Source organism: Paenibacillus sp. GCM10027626 (assembly GCF_042676285.1).
In the GTDB taxonomy this organism is placed as follows: Bacteria; Bacillota; Bacilli; order Paenibacillales; family Paenibacillaceae; genus Paenibacillus_Z.
The window spans coordinates 71,610-91,462 of sequence record NZ_JBHTHC010000017.1 but is presented as its reverse complement, the minus strand read 5'-3'; the positions used below and the strand labels follow the sequence as shown (position 1 = coordinate 91,462).

The 19,853-nt window shown below is 48.2% G+C and carries 14 protein-coding genes and 3 pseudogenes; 10 read left to right on the top strand and 7 right to left on the bottom strand.

What is annotated here, in order from left to right:
• Positions 1–578 precede the first annotated feature (578 nt).
• On the top strand, positions 579–1,355 hold the full coding sequence (locus ACFQ0N_RS27015) for a hypothetical protein (protein ID WP_379332234.1): 777 nt from the start codon (positions 579–581) through the stop codon (positions 1,353–1,355).
• Between the two features lie 141 nt (positions 1,356–1,496).
• On the opposite strand, the pseudogene ACFQ0N_RS27010 reads toward ACFQ0N_RS27015, so the two are convergent.
• Both ACFQ0N_RS27010 and ACFQ0N_RS27005 read right to left on the bottom strand, forming a co-directional pair.
• A pseudogene (locus ACFQ0N_RS27010) lies at positions 1,497–1,958 on the bottom strand (SDR family NAD(P)-dependent oxidoreductase); the annotation flags it as partial.
• A 5-nt stretch (positions 1,959–1,963) separates the two neighbouring features.
• Positions 1,964–2,104, bottom strand: a pseudogene (locus ACFQ0N_RS27005) (aldo/keto reductase); the annotation flags it as partial.
• A gap of 174 nt (positions 2,105–2,278) precedes the next feature.
• On the opposite strand from ACFQ0N_RS27005, the gene ACFQ0N_RS27000 reads away from it, so the two are divergent.
• Positions 2,279–3,439: an RNA-guided endonuclease InsQ/TnpB family protein gene (locus ACFQ0N_RS27000; protein WP_379332232.1), complete on the top strand. Its 1,161-nt coding sequence runs from the start codon at positions 2,279–2,281 to the stop codon at positions 3,437–3,439.
• 286 nt (positions 3,440–3,725) lie between these two features.
• Here the strand turns inward: ACFQ0N_RS27000 and ACFQ0N_RS26995 are convergent.
• The 5 genes and pseudogenes from ACFQ0N_RS26995 to ACFQ0N_RS26975 form a co-directional block, all read right to left on the bottom strand.
• Positions 3,726–4,127, bottom strand: a pseudogene (locus ACFQ0N_RS26995) (aldo/keto reductase); the annotation flags it as partial.
• Positions 4,128–4,676: 549 nt separating this feature from the next.
• Complete coding sequence (locus tag ACFQ0N_RS26990) at positions 4,677–5,342, bottom strand: response regulator (RefSeq protein WP_379332230.1); 666 nt, start codon at positions 5,340–5,342, stop codon at positions 4,677–4,679.
• The gene (locus tag ACFQ0N_RS26985) at positions 5,342–7,510 is read right to left on the bottom strand and encodes a sensor histidine kinase (RefSeq protein WP_379332228.1); all 2,169 of its coding nucleotides are present in this window, start codon (positions 7,508–7,510) and stop codon (positions 5,342–5,344) included. The genes ACFQ0N_RS26990 and ACFQ0N_RS26985 overlap by 1 nt, the downstream gene beginning before the upstream one ends.
• Positions 7,511–7,787: 277 nt before the next feature.
• Positions 7,788–7,973 (bottom strand): hypothetical protein, encoded by a 186-nt coding sequence (locus tag ACFQ0N_RS26980; RefSeq protein WP_379332226.1) that lies wholly within the window; start codon positions 7,971–7,973, stop codon positions 7,788–7,790.
• Between the two features lie 269 nt (positions 7,974–8,242).
• Positions 8,243–9,391, bottom strand: coding sequence for a hypothetical protein (locus tag ACFQ0N_RS26975; RefSeq protein WP_379332224.1), 1,149 nt, complete (start codon positions 9,389–9,391; stop codon positions 8,243–8,245).
• A 194-nt stretch (positions 9,392–9,585) separates the two neighbouring features.
• On the opposite strand from ACFQ0N_RS26975, the gene ACFQ0N_RS26970 reads away from it, so the two are divergent.
• From ACFQ0N_RS26970 to ACFQ0N_RS26935, 8 genes are all read left to right on the top strand, one after another.
• Positions 9,586–10,521 (top strand): hypothetical protein, encoded by a 936-nt coding sequence (locus ACFQ0N_RS26970; protein WP_379332222.1) that lies wholly within the window; start codon positions 9,586–9,588, stop codon positions 10,519–10,521.
• A 104-nt stretch (positions 10,522–10,625) separates the two neighbouring features.
• Positions 10,626–11,324, top strand: coding sequence for a hypothetical protein (locus tag ACFQ0N_RS26965; protein WP_379332220.1), 699 nt, complete (start codon positions 10,626–10,628; stop codon positions 11,322–11,324).
• Positions 11,325–11,579: 255 nt separating this feature from the next.
• Positions 11,580–12,593, top strand: a complete 1,014-nt coding sequence (locus tag ACFQ0N_RS26960; protein ID WP_379332218.1) for a LacI family DNA-binding transcriptional regulator — start codon at positions 11,580–11,582, stop codon at positions 12,591–12,593.
• Between the two features lie 86 nt (positions 12,594–12,679).
• Positions 12,680–13,957 (top strand): histidinol dehydrogenase, encoded by a 1,278-nt coding sequence (gene hisD, locus ACFQ0N_RS26955; protein WP_379332216.1) that lies wholly within the window; start codon positions 12,680–12,682, stop codon positions 13,955–13,957.
• A 25-nt stretch (positions 13,958–13,982) separates the two neighbouring features.
• Positions 13,983–15,221, top strand: a complete 1,239-nt coding sequence (locus ACFQ0N_RS26950) for a Gfo/Idh/MocA family protein (protein WP_379332214.1) — start codon at positions 13,983–13,985, stop codon at positions 15,219–15,221.
• A gap of 198 nt (positions 15,222–15,419) precedes the next feature.
• Positions 15,420–17,192, top strand: a complete 1,773-nt coding sequence (locus ACFQ0N_RS26945; RefSeq protein WP_379332212.1) for a sensor histidine kinase — start codon at positions 15,420–15,422, stop codon at positions 17,190–17,192.
• Positions 17,185–17,955 carry a response regulator transcription factor gene (locus tag ACFQ0N_RS26940; RefSeq protein WP_379332210.1) on the top strand — a complete coding sequence of 257 codons (771 nt, stop codon included), beginning with the start codon at positions 17,185–17,187 and terminating at the stop codon, positions 17,953–17,955. Before ACFQ0N_RS26945 ends, ACFQ0N_RS26940 begins: the two co-directional genes overlap by 8 nt.
• 96 nt (positions 17,956–18,051) lie before the next feature.
• Positions 18,052–19,809, top strand: coding sequence for an extracellular solute-binding protein (locus ACFQ0N_RS26935; RefSeq protein ID WP_379332208.1), 1,758 nt, complete (start codon positions 18,052–18,054; stop codon positions 19,807–19,809).
• Positions 19,810–19,853: the final 44 nt, after the last annotated feature.

The window sequence follows — 19,853 nt, the reverse complement described above, 5'->3', positions numbered from 1 at the left end:
CCCTTGTCTACAGGATGAAAGCATACCCAACCGCTATGTACTTTCTTACCCTAATTTTACCATATTTCAATTAATAGCTTAAGATACTTTTTGCGAATCATGTTAATTTTACGATTTAATTTGTAAATTTCACGAATAAGGTTTCTATCAATTTGCCTTTCTATCCATGACGCATGGCTCCACACTGTTGCCAATTCTTTTTTATTTCAATGCGAAGTTAAACTATCCACTCATGGGTAGCATGCTCCTTAGGTTTAATAGTCCCGCCATCCATCCACAGAAAATCAATACGCTAAATGCTACATTTGGGGAAGTGGTTTTGGATCCAGAGAGCCGGCTTCTTAAGAAGGTATTGTCACGGATTCAGGACTAACTGTATAGAAAATCAAGCCATAAAGAAAGAGTAGCTAAGGCAAAATCCATAGCTTACTTATAAAGGAGAAGAGAGTAGTAAAAGAAAAGAAGAAATTTTGGATTTCTTTTTGTTAACTCAGGATGTATGCTTAGAATTAAAACGTCTAAAAAATTTCACCTGACTTATGTAATGCCCAAAGAACATTTAAAAAAGGATGGTGCCAATGAAGGCAATAATACACATCATAATGCTATTTTTTTTGACCTCCAGTACTCCCATGAATGCAAAGCCTGTCCATTTGGAATTGCCGAAAAGCAAAAATAAATTGGGTATTGGGCTTATACATTTCAACTTAAATACCCCGATCCCTCTCTATAAATCCGAATCCGATCTAGCACCATATGATACTTTAAGATTTGTGAGAATAGAATCTGGGAAGGACAAGGGTAAATGTGATTTTCAAACGGACAAACTTGGTAAACACCTTCGGCCATATACAATGAACGAAGGTGATTCCGATAAGGAAGCAAAAGAACATATTAACATGGGTTTAATCCGGTTTTCACCTGAATTGACTTTCAGGGTTCTTAGCAAAACCGACGATGGTTTTACGGTAATGATAAATGAAGAAACATTAGAAACGAGTTTTGTAAAAGTGGATTTAAAAAATGACTTGCGAAAAAATACATCTTCTGATCCTGACTTTTTCGACCCCAACTTTGTTGATTCCAAAATTGCAGATTGGTTTTATTATGAAACCTGGGGACAGGCTTTGAAGCGGGCCTGGTATATTACTTATGATGAAAATGAAGTTTATAACCAACCTGAGGGCACAAAAATTACACCTTCAGTTGAATTTAACAGGGCAGATTCGGTTGAGGGAGATTGGGTTCGATTAAGAGAAAGATATAATGATAATAAAAATGATTTTGGCTGGGTAAAGTGGAGAGAAAATGACAGTTTGAAAATCGGAATCGTGCTAAATGGGGGATATGAATAAAAGGGAATCGATAGCTGAACAACGAAGGACCTGAATTCATTTCAGGTCCCCCTTTTTCATTTTCGTACGTTTTTTCATCAAGCAAGCTGTCCTTCAAGTGAGAAAACCTACTTTTGAGACAACTCCTAAAAAAAGCGAATCTTAAAACACGCTGCGTACTAGTCCTCCGTCAATCCGCAAAGCGGAACCGTTAATGGCCGAGGAAAGAGGGCTGCTTAAGAAGGTAACAAGATTGGCTATTTCTTCTGGCCGAATAAGCCTTTGAATGATGGATGTTGGCCGATTCTCTCTCATAAATCGCTGCTCAGCTTCTTCTGCTGTCATTGTTTCATTAGGATAGAGAGTATTTAACCAAGCCTCCACTCCTTCAGTAAAAGTGGAACCAGGCATAACGGTATTGACCGTGACATTCGTTCCTTTGGCCAACTCGGCCAAGCTCCGGGAAAGCGAGAGCTGCATTGTTTTGGTTGCACTATAATGAGCCATTTCTTGCGAAGGCATAATGGCTGCCTCGCTGGCAATAAAGATGACTCGACCTTCTTGTTTCTTAATCATTCGGCTCAGGTAGTGGCGGGAGAGCCTAACACCGCTCATGATGTTGACCTATGCACTTCCTTTTGCGTGAGACGAGGATGGTATTCAACCTGGTTGACCATGGGCTTTATTTCTGCGTCGTTCATCAAATCTTCAATATGATGAATTTGGAAATTGCTGACCCCGATCGCTTTTACGCGGCCTTCTTTATTCAATACAGACGAGAAGACTCCTTCCTCAAAGCGGAAGCTTAGGTAGGAGATGAATCGTCTTCGGACAAGGGTGGCAACTTTGCCATCTCAATTGTCCGACATGATTTTAAAGCAGTACTTCCCGATTTGAAACCGAACTGGCGTTCTGGTATAATGATAGATATGGGGGGATTGGAAATGAGTCAGAATACGATTACGATCAAACTTCCTTTGTATCGGCCCACATTGGTGAAACAAGACATGTATAGAACTATGAGATCCCACTTTTCACAAGCTAGCAATCAAGCCCTTCAATACCTGCAGGAAGTCCCAGTACGTAAGGCAACAGAGCTGGATCGCCTACTTCGTTCCATACCACTACCATCAACGCTTCTTCAAGAAGCAAGAAAACTGGCTGTCAGCCGGTATCAGGATTGGCGGAAGCATGCCAACACCAAGGGTTTTCCTTCCTTTCGAGCGAATATCTCGATCCTGTTTGACAATCAGAACTGGCGGCTCCGTTTCGATCAAGGACACCTGAAAATTGGCATCCCCACCATCGAAGGCCATCTAACCATCGATAAATATGTGCCTGCCAGCGTCAACGATTATGCTTTGTTTTGGGTGAACTATCTTCTGACCGGGGAAATGGATCCAAACAGCAAACACTATAAACCTTCTTACAAAGGAATCTCGAAACCGAAAAAAGGGAATGCGCAGCTTTTTGAGCACAAGGGGAAGTGGTATTTTGCTTTCACCCTTTCTTTTCAACTTCAGGAATCGCCGAAAACGAACAAAGCGATTGGCGTTGATCGCGGATTACGCCTCATTGCGGTTGCTGCCGATGCCGATACGGGGAGATACCTGACCTTTAACGGCAAACGTATCGGCCATATCCGGAGGCGGTATGCCCGTTTGCGAAGGGAAATCCAGCAAGCGAAAAATATGAAAGCGCTCAAACGACTCGAACATAAAGAACGGCGCATGATGCAATATTGGAATCATGTCATGGCGAAGAATATCGTGCAATTTGCACGTGCGAGCGGGGCGTCCATCATCAAGCTGGAAGACCTGAGCCGCATTCGTTCGATGAAAAAATATTGGAAGCGTGCAGATCGCAATATTCATGCCTGGGCGTTCTATGATTTGGAACGAAAGATCACCTATAAAGCCGCATTAGCCGAGCTAACCGTGGAAAAGGTGAATCCCTATAAAACCTCCCAGGAATGCAGTCAATGCGGAATCATTCGGAAAAACCATCGCAGGAAAGATCAATTCCAATGCTCTTGCGGCTATCACGATAACGCGGACATCAATGCCGCCTTCGTCATATCCCGCAGACCATCGCTTGTCATATAAGACAAAACGACGGCGTAAAAGCCGTTGTGCAGGGCTAGATACCTTGCATAAGGCACCTGACTGTGCTGAATACCTAACCGAGAAGTTCTATCCGTCACACCAAAGACGTTCAACATGGACGGAACTGAACCCCGGAGTTTGCTCGGATACAGATATGAGAGTACGAATCTCCTCTGTGATCATGGAACAAATTTCTAAGGTAACGGTAACTGAACCTGCTTCACGCTAATGAGTGAATAAGGGGAATCCCCTGCCTCTAAGCAAAGCGTAGGCGGGGGAGGATGTCAAAAAGTGTCTCCAGGGCTCTCCACGCTTCTTTATACTTGTCTTTAACCGGCCAGTGAATAAGGTATAGATCCAGATAATCCAAATTCAGTTTTGTCAAGCTCGCTTCATATGCCGCCAAAGAAGCTTCGTACCCTAAATCGGCATTCCATACTTTTGATGTTACAAATAGCTCGCCTCGAGAAATCCCAGTCTCTTTGAGCCCCGCGCGGATGCCTCGCCCGACTCCTTCTTCGTTGCCATATATGGCAGCCGTGTCAATGCTGCGATATCCATGCTTGATGGCAATTTTGATCGCATTCTCAAGTTCGGGGCCTTCTTCTACTTTAAAAACGCCCAAACCAAACCAGGGCATTTTCACGCCATTGTACAAAGTTGTTGTATCTTGCAAATTTTTTGGCATGGAAAACTACCTCCAAAATCGTTTTTTATCGGAACAGATGCGTTCCTCCTCGTGTATTACTTTTTCCAATTTTTGATGAAAAGATTCGATAAAACAGGAATAGAGCAGTCGCAGGTAACAGCAGTTAAATAACGAAGGAAAAACCACTGTTATAGTAACTCATGAGACTTCCTCTAAACGCACAACTAACTGGATTTTATGTAGGTAAATAAGCCGGATTAGATGATTTTTACAATCTAACAGGAAATGATGCAGCTAGTTCAGACCAAATCGATCCCTTTCATCTCGATTCCCAATTCTAACGGCAGTTTTTCCATTTAGATTGGCTTTCTAGCCAAACCATGCAAGAACGAACTGCAGAAATTACATTTAGTTAGCAAAGCCAAGGCCAAGAACGATCTGTCGTGGAAGCCTTTCAAGGTCAAGGACTGATTATGGTTTTGAGCCGAAATCATGGATGGAAAATAAAGGATTTAGCGCGCCGCGGCGGATGGCAGTCCAAGGGGGCGGAGATTGGAGCCCCCATTAAAATGATTTCATCTCAAGTTTTCAGCAATCCTTTGTCAAACCGCCCTCTCTTGCTAGTACGATCGCTTGTGAGCGCCCGGCTACTTGCAACTTGCTGAATATGGTAGAAACGTGATTTCTCACGGTCTTGGGACTAAGCACGAGGCGCTCAGCAATTGCCGGATTCGTGTACCCCTGGGCAATCAGAGTTAGAATTTCACGCTCGCGATCTGTCAATTCGGGAAATGGCCGGGCAGGGCTTTCAGGCAGGCATCGTCCCGGACCCTCGAAATAACCGAATAAGCGGTTCGCAATGGCAGGGCTGAATATGGCTTCCCCCTTGCTGGCTGACACAATTGCGCGAATCGCCTCATCTCCTTCCGCGCCTTTGAGCAGATAACCGCGGGCCCCCGCACGCATGGCTGCAAAGACCGACTCATCGTCGTCGAACATCGTAAGCACCAATACACCAATTTTCGGTGCTGAAGCTAATATGCGGCTCGTCGCCTCAATTCCATTCAGGCCAGGCATGTTCAAGTCCATCAATATAACATCTGGCAAGCAGGATGCCGCCATGGAGACTGCTTCCTCTCCCGTGGTGGCTTCTCCGACCACTTCTACCGTTGACGCTTCCGCCAGCAACAGGGCGCGCAACCCATATCGAAACACCGGATGATCATCAGCGATAAGGACACGTATACGTTTCATTACACGATCTCTCCTCTCATAACCGGCTCGCTATTTTCACTCTTTACGTACAAAAAAGGCAGTTTCGCGTACACCCTCGTTCCTGAATGCGGCAGATTCTCGATGATGCATATACCGCCCAATTCTTCTGCTCGTTCATGCATCGAACGGAAGCCGACACCCGCGCGCGTCGCCGGCGGCAATCCTTGTCCGTTGTCGATTACTTCGACGATCAGAGCGTCTTGTACACGTAATTTAGCTGAAGCCGCAGTGGCATGAGCATGACGGACGATATTGGTCAACGCTTCCTGAACAATCCGGTAACAAGCAATTTCAATCGCCGCAGGCAGCGGCGGGAGCAATTCCGGAGCGTCAAGCTCCATGTTGATACCGCTTGTTTGATATTGTGCGATCTGCTCCCGCAAGACAGTCAACAGTCCCAAATCATCAAGCGCAGGTGGACGAAGCGCATAAACCAAACGGCGAATATCGGAAATCGCTTCTTGGGTATGAACGATCGCATCGGCTAATAGCTTCTCTGCGACATCCGGTTTCTCCCGCAACTGCTTCTTGATCGCTGACAACGTAAACGTTTGGCTTGAAAGCATGGGACCCAAACCGTCGTGCAAGTCTCGGCGAAGACGGCGCCGCTCTTCCTCGCGCGCAGTGACGAGCCGCTCACGCGAACGCTGCAAATCGTCCGTCAGACGTCGCAGGTCGTCGGTTAACCGGGCAGAATGGACGGCGATGCCGATCTGCGGAACCAAGTCACGCACCAAACGAAGATCTGCCGATGACAGTTCTTCGCCGCGCTGGCGTGGGGAAAGAATAAGCTCGCCAACCTGTTCACCCTGGTGAACCAAGGGAATTCGCAAATCAGCTTCGCTGTCCTTGGAGACGCCATAAGAAACGGTCCTCCGGATAGGATCTACATCAACTGCTTTCTGAGTTCGATTCCAAACGATGGCAACATACGGGAGCCTGAGCGCTTGTGCTACACTTTCGACAATTTTGGGAAGGAGGGCATCGGCGGGGAGCGACTCTTCAAGTTTTTTCCCAAGATTAGAAAGCGCGCGATAAGGATCGACACGATCGCCGAACATCAACCGGTTAACAGCCTGTTGTAATCGCAGACGCAGCGGTTGCATGATCACTGCAATCAAGGCAGTAGCCAGCGCGGAGAATATCAGATTGTTATGCACTTGCAGAAGGGAGCTGGCGCCAAAAACAACAAGAACGTATAGACAGAGGATGCAAGCCGAAAACACCACATAGACCAATGTCCGATTGATGACGACATCGATATCCCATAGCCGGTAACGCTGCAAGGCAATGCCGATGCCTACTGGTATAGGAAGATAAGCGAGCATCGTCGTAAGCGGGCCTTCAAGCTGATAGAGCGAATCCGGTTGATGGAGAGCGGTAAAGAATGCGGGCAGGAGGTTCATGACAACTATTAACAGTACGGATGTTCCGAATCCGAATGCCAGCCATTTAATTTGCTGTTTCTGCTGGGGCGAAGCGACGGCAAAAAAACGATAAACTTGCGTGGAGGCCACGCTTCCGTAAACCAAGAGCATCTCCAAGCTGCTTAGCACCGGAGGCCAATTTTCCATATTATAAGGATACGGCAGTAGAATGAAAAGACCCAATTGTATCACAAAAAGAAACAGCAGCATCCAAGACCAGCGCGGAACGAAGCGCCCATCCGGGAACGTGCAGAAAAACATACCGAGTGCAGGCCATTTTAGAATAATAAACAACATGGTAATCAACATGATCATGAAAGGCGGATCCTGTATGATATGGATTTCGTTCATACCAAATGAGCCGAAGGTGATCAAGAGCAGCGAAACAAACAGGCTCATGGATTCCGCCGGTTTTCGCCAGAAGATCAGCAATCCCGTCCCAATCAGACAAAGAGTAGCAACCATATCGCAAAATAGAGCGTAAATCGCATACCCTTGGTGTGAGATCCCGTATTTCGCGAGCGCGGGCAATTGTGAATCTAGTATTTGAAACCCGTTGCAGCTTAGACCGGTTACGTCCGAACAAGAAGTAAAAAGCGAGGCGGCAAACTTCGGATAATTGAATATTAGAACAAAGATGTCAAAGAGAACCGCAAGCAGCCAAAGGAAACGCCATACAATTGAACTTCTTCGCTTTATCCCTTGTGCTGATTCAGTCACCTCTGTTCGCCTCCTATGATAGCGGTTTTACCGCTATTTTACCACATATACCCACCCACTCGGCGACCCAAACTTTTATTTTGATATGGACACATCTGTATGGATCCCATGTCGACCCGATACCAGGTTTGAGCCAACCTTAATGAGCGCAACTCCTAAAGAAAGAGCGGCAAGCAGGTCAAGAATAGCAAAAATAGTATCATTGGCAGCGAACATTTCTGCCGTATGAAAGATAGGTGCAATAGCAAACAGCACACCGACATAGGCGGGGAATACCTTAGCCCGAAAAACGGCGATGCCGAACAGGATGGCTCCGATTATACAGAGGAAGAAGCTGCCGAGTAACCTCTGAAATGTTAATCTCCAAGCTGATGAAAAACGGTATGATACCTGTAATGACAAGAAGCACGGACCCGAACCATAAAAATATGCCGCTCAAACGATTCAGACTTGCAGTAGACATTCGTTTTTCCTCCTTGCTTTATCCCGCGATTTAGCGCATGATGCGCTGCTGGCACAAGCGCTATGGCATAAGTATACAAGTAAGAAATTCTGCTGTGATGTGACCGGCGTCCTTTTTATCCCTGACGTAATATCCCAAATAAATGTGTAATGCCGGGACATTATGTCCCGGCATCCGTCAAAGCGAGAATCCGATTAGATTGATTTTAGCAGCGTGTTCATTTTTGCCCGGATTGTAAGCAAAAGCCGCAAGACGCACCCGGATCATAGTTAGCCTTCAAGCGTAATGATGCGGCGGTAAAAGAAATACCCGCCGGAAAGGTTCTGGTCCCCTTCCAATATATAGGTTGGCGTATCCCTCCAATACGTCGATAACGGAAGCATTATATAAATAAACGGCTCTCCTCCGCATAAAGCGCCGCCGCCGTCGCCTCCTTTGACGAGACAATCCGCATCGACCGTCTCATATTTGTAAGGATCATACGCGATGATTAATCCGAACATGTTGGGATTTTCCAGAACATTCTCACCATCTTCGGTCATATAGGCATATCGCTTATGTTCATCGAAACGATTGCCGAAGGGAAACAGCGTGCGGCTGCCTCCGCCGCATAAATATTCCCATTGATCCTCCGTCGGCAATGAAAATCCTTGTTCATGGATCGTTGCCATCAGCTCTTCATTTGACTGTTTGCGAAAAACGAAAACGTCATAAATCAAACGTTCCTCATCAAATAGGACAAATCGGCATCGTCCCACTTCCTGAACCTCTGACGTGTTTCTGGTGTCGAATGTAAAAATATACTCCTTCACCTTATCGAAATCTTCCGGCGACAAATCGTGTTCATTTGTCTGTCGATTCACTTTTCCGATATGGACAAGTCCGACTTCGTTCAAATCGCATTCCACGATCATCGGCGCGATATCAACAGTCCTGACAGGGGAGGTGTTTTCATTGATGTAGCTTACGATACCCGGAAAACTATAAAATTGTTTGACGTCCTCGCTCATTTCATTCGGCGGGTTCTTCTTCAATTTTGCCATCTGATTCCGAATAAAAGCTACTTGCTCGCCGTCGTCTGCTGCCTCGGCCATTTCCAGCTCTCTTCTCCACAATTTCAACGGATCGAGCACCGAATCGAAGCTGCAGCGGATATCATCCAGAGCATTCTCGTCCAGTCCATCTATGCCGTTATTCCAGCCAAGCGTAACCCGTTGGCGGCCGGGAACGAATACGAATTGCCGGCCCTCATGGACGAGAAGGACCGTTTCTGTCGTTATGCCGTTCGACGAGAAGGTCCGGATGTCCGATAAAGTGAAAGGAATCTTGAGCTTGGCTAGTAAGGCATCGATTCTCTCTTTCTTCTCCGACTGGGAAAGTTGGCCCCATTCGGGAGCATACAATGCGGAGTCGTTCATCATCATCCCACCATTTCCAATGTTTTTCGAAAAGCGCACGCGGAATCGGATATCCGATCGCAAACTTTGTTCAGTCTTTGATTTTGAGGCTGTCCCCATAGACATTGCCCAAATGATTTCAATCATTATAACATAGGCTATTTTGATTGGAAATGTTAGCTAATCTCGGCTAGTATAGTATTGGGAGAGATCAGATGAAGAAGAACAGAAACAAGAAGAACTGGAAGAACGAACAGCAGGACCTGCGGGTGGATGATCATGTCATTCCGTACGAGCCCTACTCGAAACGTCTGGCGATCACTGGCAAGACGAGTCTGTTGCTTGCAGCTGGGGTGTATACCGTATTGCTCGTTATTGGATTGGTTGTCTCCGCGACATCGAGTGACAGCGGCTCCTTTTGGGAGCTGCAGCGCTACAGCGCATGGATTTGCGGCACTGTTTTTATATTTGTATTTATTGTCTGCTATCCGCGCATTAAGAGACGGGCCCGGAGTCTGCAGCAATTGCGTTTTGAGGGCGGAATGTTGTGTTTTCGCTTAAAGGATAAAGATGTCGCGCTGACGGGCAGCAGCATTTTAGGGGTGAATCAGCACTTTACCCGCAACCGCTACGGAAATATTATTTTGTGGCTGCCGGTCTACGATGTTCGCACTGCTGAGGACGCATATCTGCTCGATTTGTCCCGCTATGAGCTCAACAATACCGCAGCGGGCTGGCTGCTGTACTGGAATGAGAGGCGCAATGCCGAGAATGTTCGCCGATGGCAGGCGGCAGAGCAAGCGTTTGTCTCCTCGGACCGTGCGGCCTTTGGCAAGAAGCGGCAGCGTATTGTTTTCGAGCAGCAGCCCCCTGCCATCAAGCTGGGAAACAAGCAGCTCGATTTATCGGCAATTGCCCGTATTGTTGTTGATCCGACGATTGGCGGGAGCGAGCCGACGAATATGAAAATCTCATTTCTGCAGCTCGGCAATGAAAAGAAAAGCCCGGCTTTTCCTTGTGGTGATATTGGGGACGAATGGGATTCATTTCTGCAGCATTTATTTGCGTTTGCAAAGCACGTCAATGTACCCGTGGAGATAAAAACGCAGAGACAGCGGGATGCTTCTCAACCTTCATCATGGTGGGGGTGATAAAATGGGGAGCCACTTTTTCGGGTGGCGAGATTGTTCTCGCAAAACAAGGGTTTAGCACGCCGCGGCGGATTGAAGCCGCTATATAATAGGGAGGAATTGCAATGCTGCTGAAAGACACAGATCAACTGGATGATTTAAAGGCATTTCTAATCAGCTGGTACGGAGGATACGATAGCGCCTACGGTGTGCCGGAAGACGAGATTCCCGCCGGTCTGCCAAAAGCTTTGCATGAGTTATATGCATTTGCGGGACGCTGGAAGGATGGTTCAGAGGGTCATCTTGAGAACGCTCCGGAGATTTTTCAACATCAGGATTGCCTTTATCCGGTGGAGCGGCTGAAAATAGATAAGGGTAGGGTCACGTTTCTTGAGGAAAATCAGGCAAACTGGACTTGCCAAGTGGAGGCTGGCAACAACCATTCTCCTGTCTACTGCGACGAATGCCTGCTTTGGCAGGACAATGCAGAAGGACATATCATCGTAAATGACTCTTTATATCATTTTTTGAAAAGCTTTTGTTTGCAGGAGGTTGTTTTTGGCTGCAAGCATCTTTATACGCTAGAAGGGGAAATAGATCATATCCAGATGTTGTTTGATGAGCCGATTGAGGAAGTGTGGCTCAATGGGTACTATACTGGCCCCAAAGAAGAGGGCCCTACTCATACATTTTACCGCTGCGGGGACGTATTGGTGATGGAGCGTTATGGGGACTATTGGTTGGGGTATAATTGTGATTCTCCTGCGGCCTTGAATGATGATGTCCTTTCTTCAATAAAACTTAGAAAGATTTCATCTAATTGAGTACGAAATATGGCCATGAGCCGCAATTTCAAGCGTTGGTGGCAGTTGGGGCGGATATTAACGCGCAGGATGCGTTTGGCAATCGAAGGGTATTGTTCTTACATAACATGTATATTGAAGGAGCTGCCTCAGTGCGGCTCCTTTTTATATGAATGGTAACCTTTTTTATGCTGGAGAAGTATTGACAAACAAAGGCAATCACTCTATTGTATAAATATCATTGAATACGTATTCAAGTAAGTAAGGAGAAAAAGAATGGTCTCATCAAAGGATGTCGCCAAAAAAGCGGGGGTGTCGCAGCCGACCGTATCGCGCGTGCTTAATAACCCAGACAGCGTGAAGGCGGAGAAACGGGAAAAAGTGCTGCGCGCTATGGAAGAGCTAGGGTATTATCCGAATCTGATTGCACGGAGCTTGGTAACGAATACGACAAAAACAATCGCGTTGATTTCGGGAACGCTGAAAAATGATTTCTTTGTCGAGACGACGGATTCGATTATTCACACCGCCAACCAAAGAGGCTACAAGACGATCGTATACTTCGAAGATGAGAACGGGGATCATGTCGAGGATTATTGGGACTCCATCATGGGCTACAAAGTCGACGGTATTCTGTTATCGTTGATCCGGATGGACGATCCCGTGTTAAAGAAAATCGAGAACGCGCGCATTCCAAGCGTTTTTTTCAACAGGAAGCCCCAGCATAACAATCATTATGTCGTACTGGACAACGTGCTCGCCGCTCGATTGCTTACGAAGCATCTGCTGGAGTTGGGACACCGAAAAATCGCCTACCTTTCTGGTAAAACCGATTATTCTACCTTCTATGAACGCAAGCTCGGATTCGAAACGACCATGCAGGAAGCACAAGTGCAGCTAATTCCCGAACTTGTTCATTACATCGACATTACGAATGACGATATCGAGCGAGTCGTTCTGAGCCTGCTTGGCGGCAAAGAGCGGCCAACTGCGATCATTTGTGTTACAGACGCTATGGCGCTGACCTGCATGAACGTTATTCTGTCTGCGGGGCTCCGCATTCCGGAGGATATCAGCATTGCCGGAATGGACGATACGCATATCGCATCCCACCAAGCGATACAACTGACGACGATCGGCCATCATAAATTCGAAATGGGCAAAATCGCGACGGAAAATCTGATCGAGTTGATTGAGGGAGCGAACGACACAGGTTCGCTGCGACAGGTGATCTTAAAGCCGGAGCTAATCGTCAGGAAGACGACTGCAGAGCGAAGCCCTAGAGGATGACGTCCGTTGACGAACGGACGGTTCTTTTCGCCATTTTTGAATACGTATTCGAAATAAGTCTTTCAAAACAAGGAGGGCAAATTCAAGTGGTAAAGTATCTAAAGACAGGGAAAAGCCAAGCGGATGTGGAAGAACAGGATCAAAAGGTTTACGAAACGGTACGCGATATTCTTAAAAATGTAAAAGTGAACGGAGATCAAGCCGTTCGCGAGCTATCACAGCAATTCGACAGGTGGTCCCCCGAGCAATTCAGACTGAGTCAACGGCAAATTGACGAAATTGTCGAGAGAGTGCCCGAGCAAATCAAGGCAGACATTCGGTTTGCCCAAGCACAAGTTCGCAATTTCGCGGAAAAGCAACGAGCGACGATTCACGATCTGGAGGTAGAGACATTACCCGGAGTCGTTCTGGGACATCGCAATATCCCGGTCAACAGCGTGGGGTGCTACATTCCGGGTGGAAGATATCCGATGGTGGCATCGGCGCATATGAGCATCCTTACCGCCAAGGTAGCCGGCGTGAAACGGGTTATTGGCTGCACACCGCCTATAGACGGCGAAATACCGGATGCAACGGTTTGCGCAATGGCTTTTGCGGGCGCGGATGAGATTTATATCGTCGGCGGCGTGCAAGCAATGGCGGCTATGGCGCTTGGCACGGAAACGATCGAGCCCGTGGATATGCTTGTCGGGCCGGGGAATGCGTACGTGGCCGAGGCCAAGCGGCAACTGTACGGAAAAGTCGGCATCGATCTGTTTGCGGGTCCGACAGAGGTTATGATTATTGCGGATCATACGGCGGACGCGGAAATGGTGGCCTGTGACATTCTAGGTCAATCCGAACACGGACCGACCTCACCCGGAGTGCTGATTACAACTTCGGAAATGCTGGCGCATGAAACGATAGCCGAGATCGAAAGGCAGCTTCTGACTTTACCGACTGCGGACATTGCAAGCGTGGCCTGGAACGATAATGGGATGATCATATTGGTAGACAGCATTGAAGAGGCTGTCATGGAAGCCGATAAGCTGGCCTACGAGCATGTGGAGGTGCTGACGGAGAATCCCCGATATTTGCTGGAACGTCTGACGAACTACGGCGCATTGTTCCTGGGGCCGGAAACGAACGTTGCCTATGGAGACAAAGCGATCGGCACGAACCACACGTTGCCGACCAGAGGTGCAGCCAGGTATACCGGAGGACTATGGGTGGGCAAGTTCCTCAAAACGTGTACCTATCAGTCGTGTACATCGGAGGCAAGCGCGCTGATCGGCGAGTATACGGCCAGATTGTGCGAGATCGAACGATTTATGGGTCATAGAGAGCAGGCGCTTCTGCGCGTGCGCCGTTATGGCCAATCCTAATTAATAAAAGCGGGAGGTTATTGCGATGACAAATAAGAGCGTCCGGTTGGCGGTAGTCGGCGCAAGCCGGGGAGCCTATTTAACGGGCACGATGAAGTATCTGGAGGAGCAAGCCGAACTGGCTGCGATCTGCGACCGGAATGAAGGGGCTTTGGGGCGCTGGAAAGAGAAGTTCCCCGATGTCAAGAGATTCGACAGCTTTGAGCGCATGCTTGAGGATCCCGATATCGATGCCGTTTTGCTGGCTACACCGATGATGATGCACGCGCAACAATCCGTTCAGGCGTTAAAGGCGGGAAAGCATGTCATCAGCGAAGTTACGGCGGCGACGACGCTGGAGCAATGCTGGGAATTGGTAGAGACGGTAGAGCAGACGGGACTCGTCTATATGATGTCGGAGAACTATTGCTATACGCGTCCAAATATGATGTTAAAGCATATGATTCGCGGAGGACTGTTCGGTGAATTGACCTATATGGAAGGCGGCTATATTCATGATTGCCGGCATCTCATGCACGATGCGAATGGAAATTTGACATGGCGCGGGGAGAAGGGGCGGCAATATGACGGAAACAGCTATCCGACGCATTCATTGGGACCCGTGGCTCAATGGCTGGCTGCCGGCGACCCGACGGATGAACTGGATATGGCGACTACGTTCACGACCAGGAGTGCGTCGACGAACGCATATTTTAAGGAAGTGTTCGGGCCGGATCATCCGGGCGCGTCGGATGTGTTCTGGAAGCATGGCGATTCCGCATCGACGCTTATTCGAACAAAGAAGGGGACGGTCATTATGCTGCGTTTTGATGCCAGATCGGCACGACCGCACAATATGACGCATTATGAGATTCAAGGTACGAAGGGCGCTTACTTGTCGCCGCGTTACGGCGGGGATGACCATCTGATATGGCTTGACGGTCATTCGAAGGGAAGCGCTCCTGTCGGGACGGACGGCTGTGACCCCGAATGGGAGTCACTATGGCATTATACAGATCAGTGGGAGCATCCATTATGGAAAAGCAACTTGGCGGATGCGGAGAAAGCGGGGCACGGCGGAGGAGACTTTTTCGTGCTGAGGGAGTTCGCGAATGCGATATTGGAGAACAGACGGCCGGCAATCGACGTTTACGATGCGGTAACCTGGAGCTCCGTATTCCCGATATCCGTAAAGTCCGTCGAAGCCGGGGGAATACCCGTTAAATTTCCGGATTTCAAGAGAGGCAGAACCTCGGCTCCGGGAAGTAACGGATATCGGGCTTGACAGATTCAAACGCTTCTTGAATAGAACCGCTCTGTTCCTTTACTGGGGCAACAAGCGGTTTTTTCTTTTCCAGGCTGAAGCCGGACAGCGCCGCGTCGTCTGCAATCCGGATATAGTGGGATCCTGTAGTTTCTGTTATTGTAAAAGGAGGCCATTTTCAGATCAAGGGCCACCAACTTAGCGTGGAGAGTGAGCGTTATGAACGTTCTCGGAAAACGTCCGATTAAATATCAGCTGATGCTCGTGTTCATCGTATTTATGACCGCCATATTGCTGGTGATGGCCGTAACCTACCATCAATCAAAAAGGATAATTTATACGAAAAACGAAAATTATTCACGAGAAATTTTGGACAAGCTGACGCAATATATTCAATCGCGAATGGACAACATCGACAGCGTTATCAAAAATACGATTTATAACAAGGACATGCAGATGTACTTACAGGTTGAGAATGTGCTCGACAAAATTGATTTGTTCCAGAAAGCGGACGCCCAAGTCGCAGCGATCAGTCAAGTCGAAAGCGGGATTGTTGATATTACGCTGATCGGTACAAACGGAAACAACCTGAATTTCATGTCGGACATCCACAAAAGAAAAGCGGTTATGCATACGATCGAGGAAATTTCCGGTCTTGAAGAAAGGCGGGCCACACCGTATTTGGCAAGTTTTACGCGCATCAAGGAAGACGAAAACGAACATCCGTTTTTTATTATCGGCGCCGAAATCAAGTCCGTTTATCCAGTAGAAACGATCGGCTACATGACGATGTTTCTGGATCTTGACGTGCTGTTTCCGAAGTTCGGCACGATGCTGCAAGGCGGATTCGGAAATTTTTACGTGCTCGACCGTAACGGTATCGTGTGCGCCAGCAATGAGACGGCGATGATCGGCAAACGGTTGGAGCTGTCCGGCTACTCGTCCGGCGCCGATACGAAAAATATCGCGCAAGTGTCGGAGCTGCCGTCCATCCAGGGCAAAGTCGTTAACTTCTATTCGGAGAAGGAGCTGTTTCGTGGGTTGGATCGCGTCCGGGCGATGTATTTGTGGATATTGCTGCTGTTTATTCCGTTCATTTTATTTTTGTTATGGGTTATCAGCCGGAATGTCGTTAACCCGATTCGTTCTTTTATGAAATTCATCCGCCAAAAACAAATCAATAGCGTTCATCAGCGTCAAGCGCGTCTGCAGCTATCCGGTTACCATGAAATTACGGTGATGGCCGACCGGTTTAACGAAATGCTTGATGAAATCGACCGGTTGACGGACGAGGTCGTCTCCTCCAAAACGCGCTTGATCGCGCTGGGACTCATGAAAAAGCAAGCGGAGCTGGCCTACCTGAAACAGCAAGTAAATCCGCATTTCCTGTACAACATGCTCGAATCGCTCAAAGGGATAGCTAGCGAAACGGGGGCCGACGAGATTCTCGATGTCGTGACGGCGTTGGGAAAGATGCTTCGCTACAGCATTAAAGGGCGAGAGCATGTATCGCTCGGAGACGAGCTTGCCGTTGCCGAAGCGTACTTGATGCTTCAGCAGTTCAGGTTCGAAGGACGGTTCGACGTTCATATCGATGTGCCGGAGCATCTGCTGGGCTGCCGCGTCATCAAGATGATTCTTCAACCTATACTGGAAAATGCGATTACGCACGGATTGGAAGGCAGGATGGAAAAAGGAAACCTGTGGCTCGAAGGCCGAACGACCGCAAAAGACGATTTGATTTTGCGGGTAAAGGACGATGGCGTCGGGATCGGCGAAAGTATGCTCGGCGCAATTCGCAGGGAACTGCATACCGAAGATGACTTCCTGAAACGGGCTACCGATCAGGAGCATGTGGGCATCGTTAACGTTCATAACCGCTTGCGAACGATTTACGGCGGAACGTACGGCTTAACGATCGCAAGCGTGCCTGGGGAAGGAACGGAAGTCGTGCTGCGCATTCCAATGAAAGAAGGCGAATCCGATGTATAAGGTGATCTTGGTCGACGACGAGAAGTGGATTGTCAAAAGCTTGAAAAATACGATCGACTGGTCGGCCCACGGCTTTGAAGTCGTGGATGAAGCTTTTAACGGCGTTGAAGGCTACGAGAAAATTAAGACGTGGGTTCCCGATCTTGTGTTTACCGATATTCGCATGCCCGGTTTGGACGGACTCGAGCTTGTAAAAAGAACAAACGAATGGAATCGGAACATCAGCTTTGTAATCGCGTCCGGCTACAAAGATTTCGAATATGCCAAAAAAGCGATGACTTACGGCGCGCTCGATTACTGTCTGAAGCCTTTTGATCATGAGGAAATTTCGGCAATCCTGCGCAAATATTGCATCAAGCGAAGGGAATCATCCGCGGAGGCTGCGCCGGAATGGCTGCGCGTTTCCCTTGCATTGCAATCGGAAGACAAGAGCGCCCCAAATACGACATTCAAAAAAATAATCGCCTACATTGACGAGCATTACAGGGAGGATATTTCGTTAAAGCTCATTTCCGAGAAGCTGAATCTCAATTTGAGCTACGTAAGTCAGCTGTTTCGGAAGGGAGGGACCGAGACGTTCCTGCAGTACGTAACGAGGCGAAGAATCGCGTTCGCCTGCGAGCTGTTGAAGCATACGGAAATTTCGGTACAGGAGATCGCGAGTATGGTGGGATATCTGGACTACTTCCATTTCGCCAAAATCTTCAAAAAAGCGACGGGGCAAACCGCTACGGAATATAGGGAAATGCATACTAAAAAATAGACATAAGAATCACTAACGAATAGCGATACGAATCGGCGCGGCGATCGGTTAATATTGAAATGTAAGCGCTGCTAATCAGATTTGGGGGGGATCGAGATGAAAAAGTTGGGATTAAAAACGCTGCTTGCCGCAATGATCGCCAGTCTTGTTTTCGTAGCGGCTTGCAATTCGGGCACCGGATCGTCGACGGGGTCGCCGTCATCATCGCCTTCCGGCGGACAACCGGGCGAGTCCGGAGGAGCGAACGTCGGCGCCAAGGAAGAATACGTCATCAAAATGTTAACGCAGTCGCCGAACGCGGTGAAAAGAAGCGATGAATCCGCAATCGGCAAAATCATTAAAGAGAAGTTTAACATCGTCTTTGAATACGTACAAAGCCCCGGCAATATGACCGATAAGTTGAATCTGATGCTCGCCGGAGGAGATTATCCGGAAATCGTCGCCATACAGGACAACCAGACGTTCGATAAGTATGCGCGCTCCGGAGCTCTGCTGCCGCTCGACGACTTCGTCAAAGCCGCACCGGAGTTTAAAGAAAGGTACAAGGTGCAAATTCCGTTATGGAAAATGGGCGGGCCTGATGGAAAGCTGTACAAGTGGGAATCCTTCGTTCCCATTGACTTTGAAAATAACGTGGAAGTAAGCGATATCGGGGTCCGAATCGACACGCTGAAGGAGCAGGGATGGCCGAATTTGCTTTCGACGGACGATTATATCCGGTTTCTGAAACAAGCGCTTCAGGATCATCCGACCACGAACGGCCAGAAAACGATCGGCATGGTCGTCCCTTTCGCCGAGCCCTGGGGTATGCAGGGCATTGCGACAGCCATGTACGAAAAGGGCGGAAGATATTCGACGGCAGCCGGAAACATGGGCGTTCTGTGGAAGCACGTGGACCAAAAATTCGAAGATACGATGACCAATGAATATGTGAAAGAGAGTCTTGCGTTCTTCAATAAGCTTTACCGGGAAGGCATTCTGGACAAAGATTCGTTCACGGATAAGATGGATCAGGTGCAGGAGAAGCTGAACAGCGGCCGGGCACTATCGGTTTGGTATACGACGTGGGGACTCCTGGGGGCCAGCAAAGGGTTAATTGAAGCTGGAAATCCCGAGCTGCAGTATATCAATATGCCTATACGCAGCATGACGCAGGTAGAACGGAACGAAAAACGGCAAATACGCGTTGAAGACTCGCGGTCGTCCAGTATCTATGCGATTACAAAAAATGCCAAACATCCTGAACGTATACTAGAGCTACTGGGGTGGGCCGCAACGGAGGAAGGCCGAATATTGCTGCAGTCCGGCATCGAAGGCGAGCACTATACAATTGTCGACGGCAAGCGTGTGCCAACCGAATCATTCAAAAAAATGCTGACGGACGCGGAGGTGCAAAAAAGCTCGGGTCTCGGCATGCCCGGCATCGGTCAGTTTGATTTTCTCGGTTACGTGTATACGAACGCGCCGGACGGCGTCCCTTATTCGATGTATCTGGATCCGAAAACCCAGGACGAATTGCAGCTGACAGCCGAAATGAGGGACGCTTACGCCCAATTGGGCTGGAAAAATTCCAAAGATTATTTTCTGAGAACTGGCGAGGCGGCCTACACGGGCATATCCGCGACGATTGCCATCGATTCCACCTCGGAACTTGGAGCGCTGCACCAGAGAATGGTCGACTTCCGGGTGAAAAACTCGGCGAAGCTCATTGTGGAGCCGAAATCTGACGAAGAGTTCGAAAGCTTATACCAAACCGTCATCGAAGAATACGCGAAGCTAAATCCGCAATCGGTCGTCGACGAATACAACAGGTTGTATCAGGAAAAACAGGCGCAGTTGGCGCAACTGAAATAAGAATCTACAGGGCCGGTACGCAAAAAGGATTGCCGGGTATACCG

Bases quoted from the DNA above. Each gene is read 5' to 3' on its own strand.
- ACFQ0N_RS27015 (WP_379332234.1), top strand. From the start codon at position 579: ATGAAGGCAATAATACACATCATAATGCTATTTTTTTTGACCTCCAGT.
- ACFQ0N_RS27000 (WP_379332232.1), top strand. From the start codon at position 2,279: ATGAGTCAGAATACGATTACGATCAAACTTCCTTTGTATCGGCCCACA.
- ACFQ0N_RS26990 (WP_379332230.1), bottom strand. From the start codon at position 5,342: ATGAAACGTATACGTGTCCTTATCGCTGATGATCATCCGGTGTTTCGA.
- ACFQ0N_RS26980 (WP_379332226.1), bottom strand. From the start codon at position 7,973: ATGTCTACTGCAAGTCTGAATCGTTTGAGCGGCATATTTTTATGGTTC.
- ACFQ0N_RS26975 (WP_379332224.1), bottom strand. From the start codon at position 9,391: ATGAACGACTCCGCATTGTATGCTCCCGAATGGGGCCAACTTTCCCAG.
- ACFQ0N_RS26970 (WP_379332222.1), top strand. From the start codon at position 9,586: ATGAAGAAGAACAGAAACAAGAAGAACTGGAAGAACGAACAGCAGGAC.
- ACFQ0N_RS26965 (WP_379332220.1), top strand. From the start codon at position 10,626: ATGCTGCTGAAAGACACAGATCAACTGGATGATTTAAAGGCATTTCTA.
- ACFQ0N_RS26960 (WP_379332218.1), top strand. From the start codon at position 11,580: ATGGTCTCATCAAAGGATGTCGCCAAAAAAGCGGGGGTGTCGCAGCCG.
- ACFQ0N_RS26950 (WP_379332214.1), top strand. From the start codon at position 13,983: ATGACAAATAAGAGCGTCCGGTTGGCGGTAGTCGGCGCAAGCCGGGGA.
- ACFQ0N_RS26945 (WP_379332212.1), top strand. From the start codon at position 15,420: ATGAACGTTCTCGGAAAACGTCCGATTAAATATCAGCTGATGCTCGTG.
- ACFQ0N_RS26940 (WP_379332210.1), top strand. From the start codon at position 17,185: ATGTATAAGGTGATCTTGGTCGACGACGAGAAGTGGATTGTCAAAAGC.
- ACFQ0N_RS26935 (WP_379332208.1), top strand. From the start codon at position 18,052: ATGAAAAAGTTGGGATTAAAAACGCTGCTTGCCGCAATGATCGCCAGT.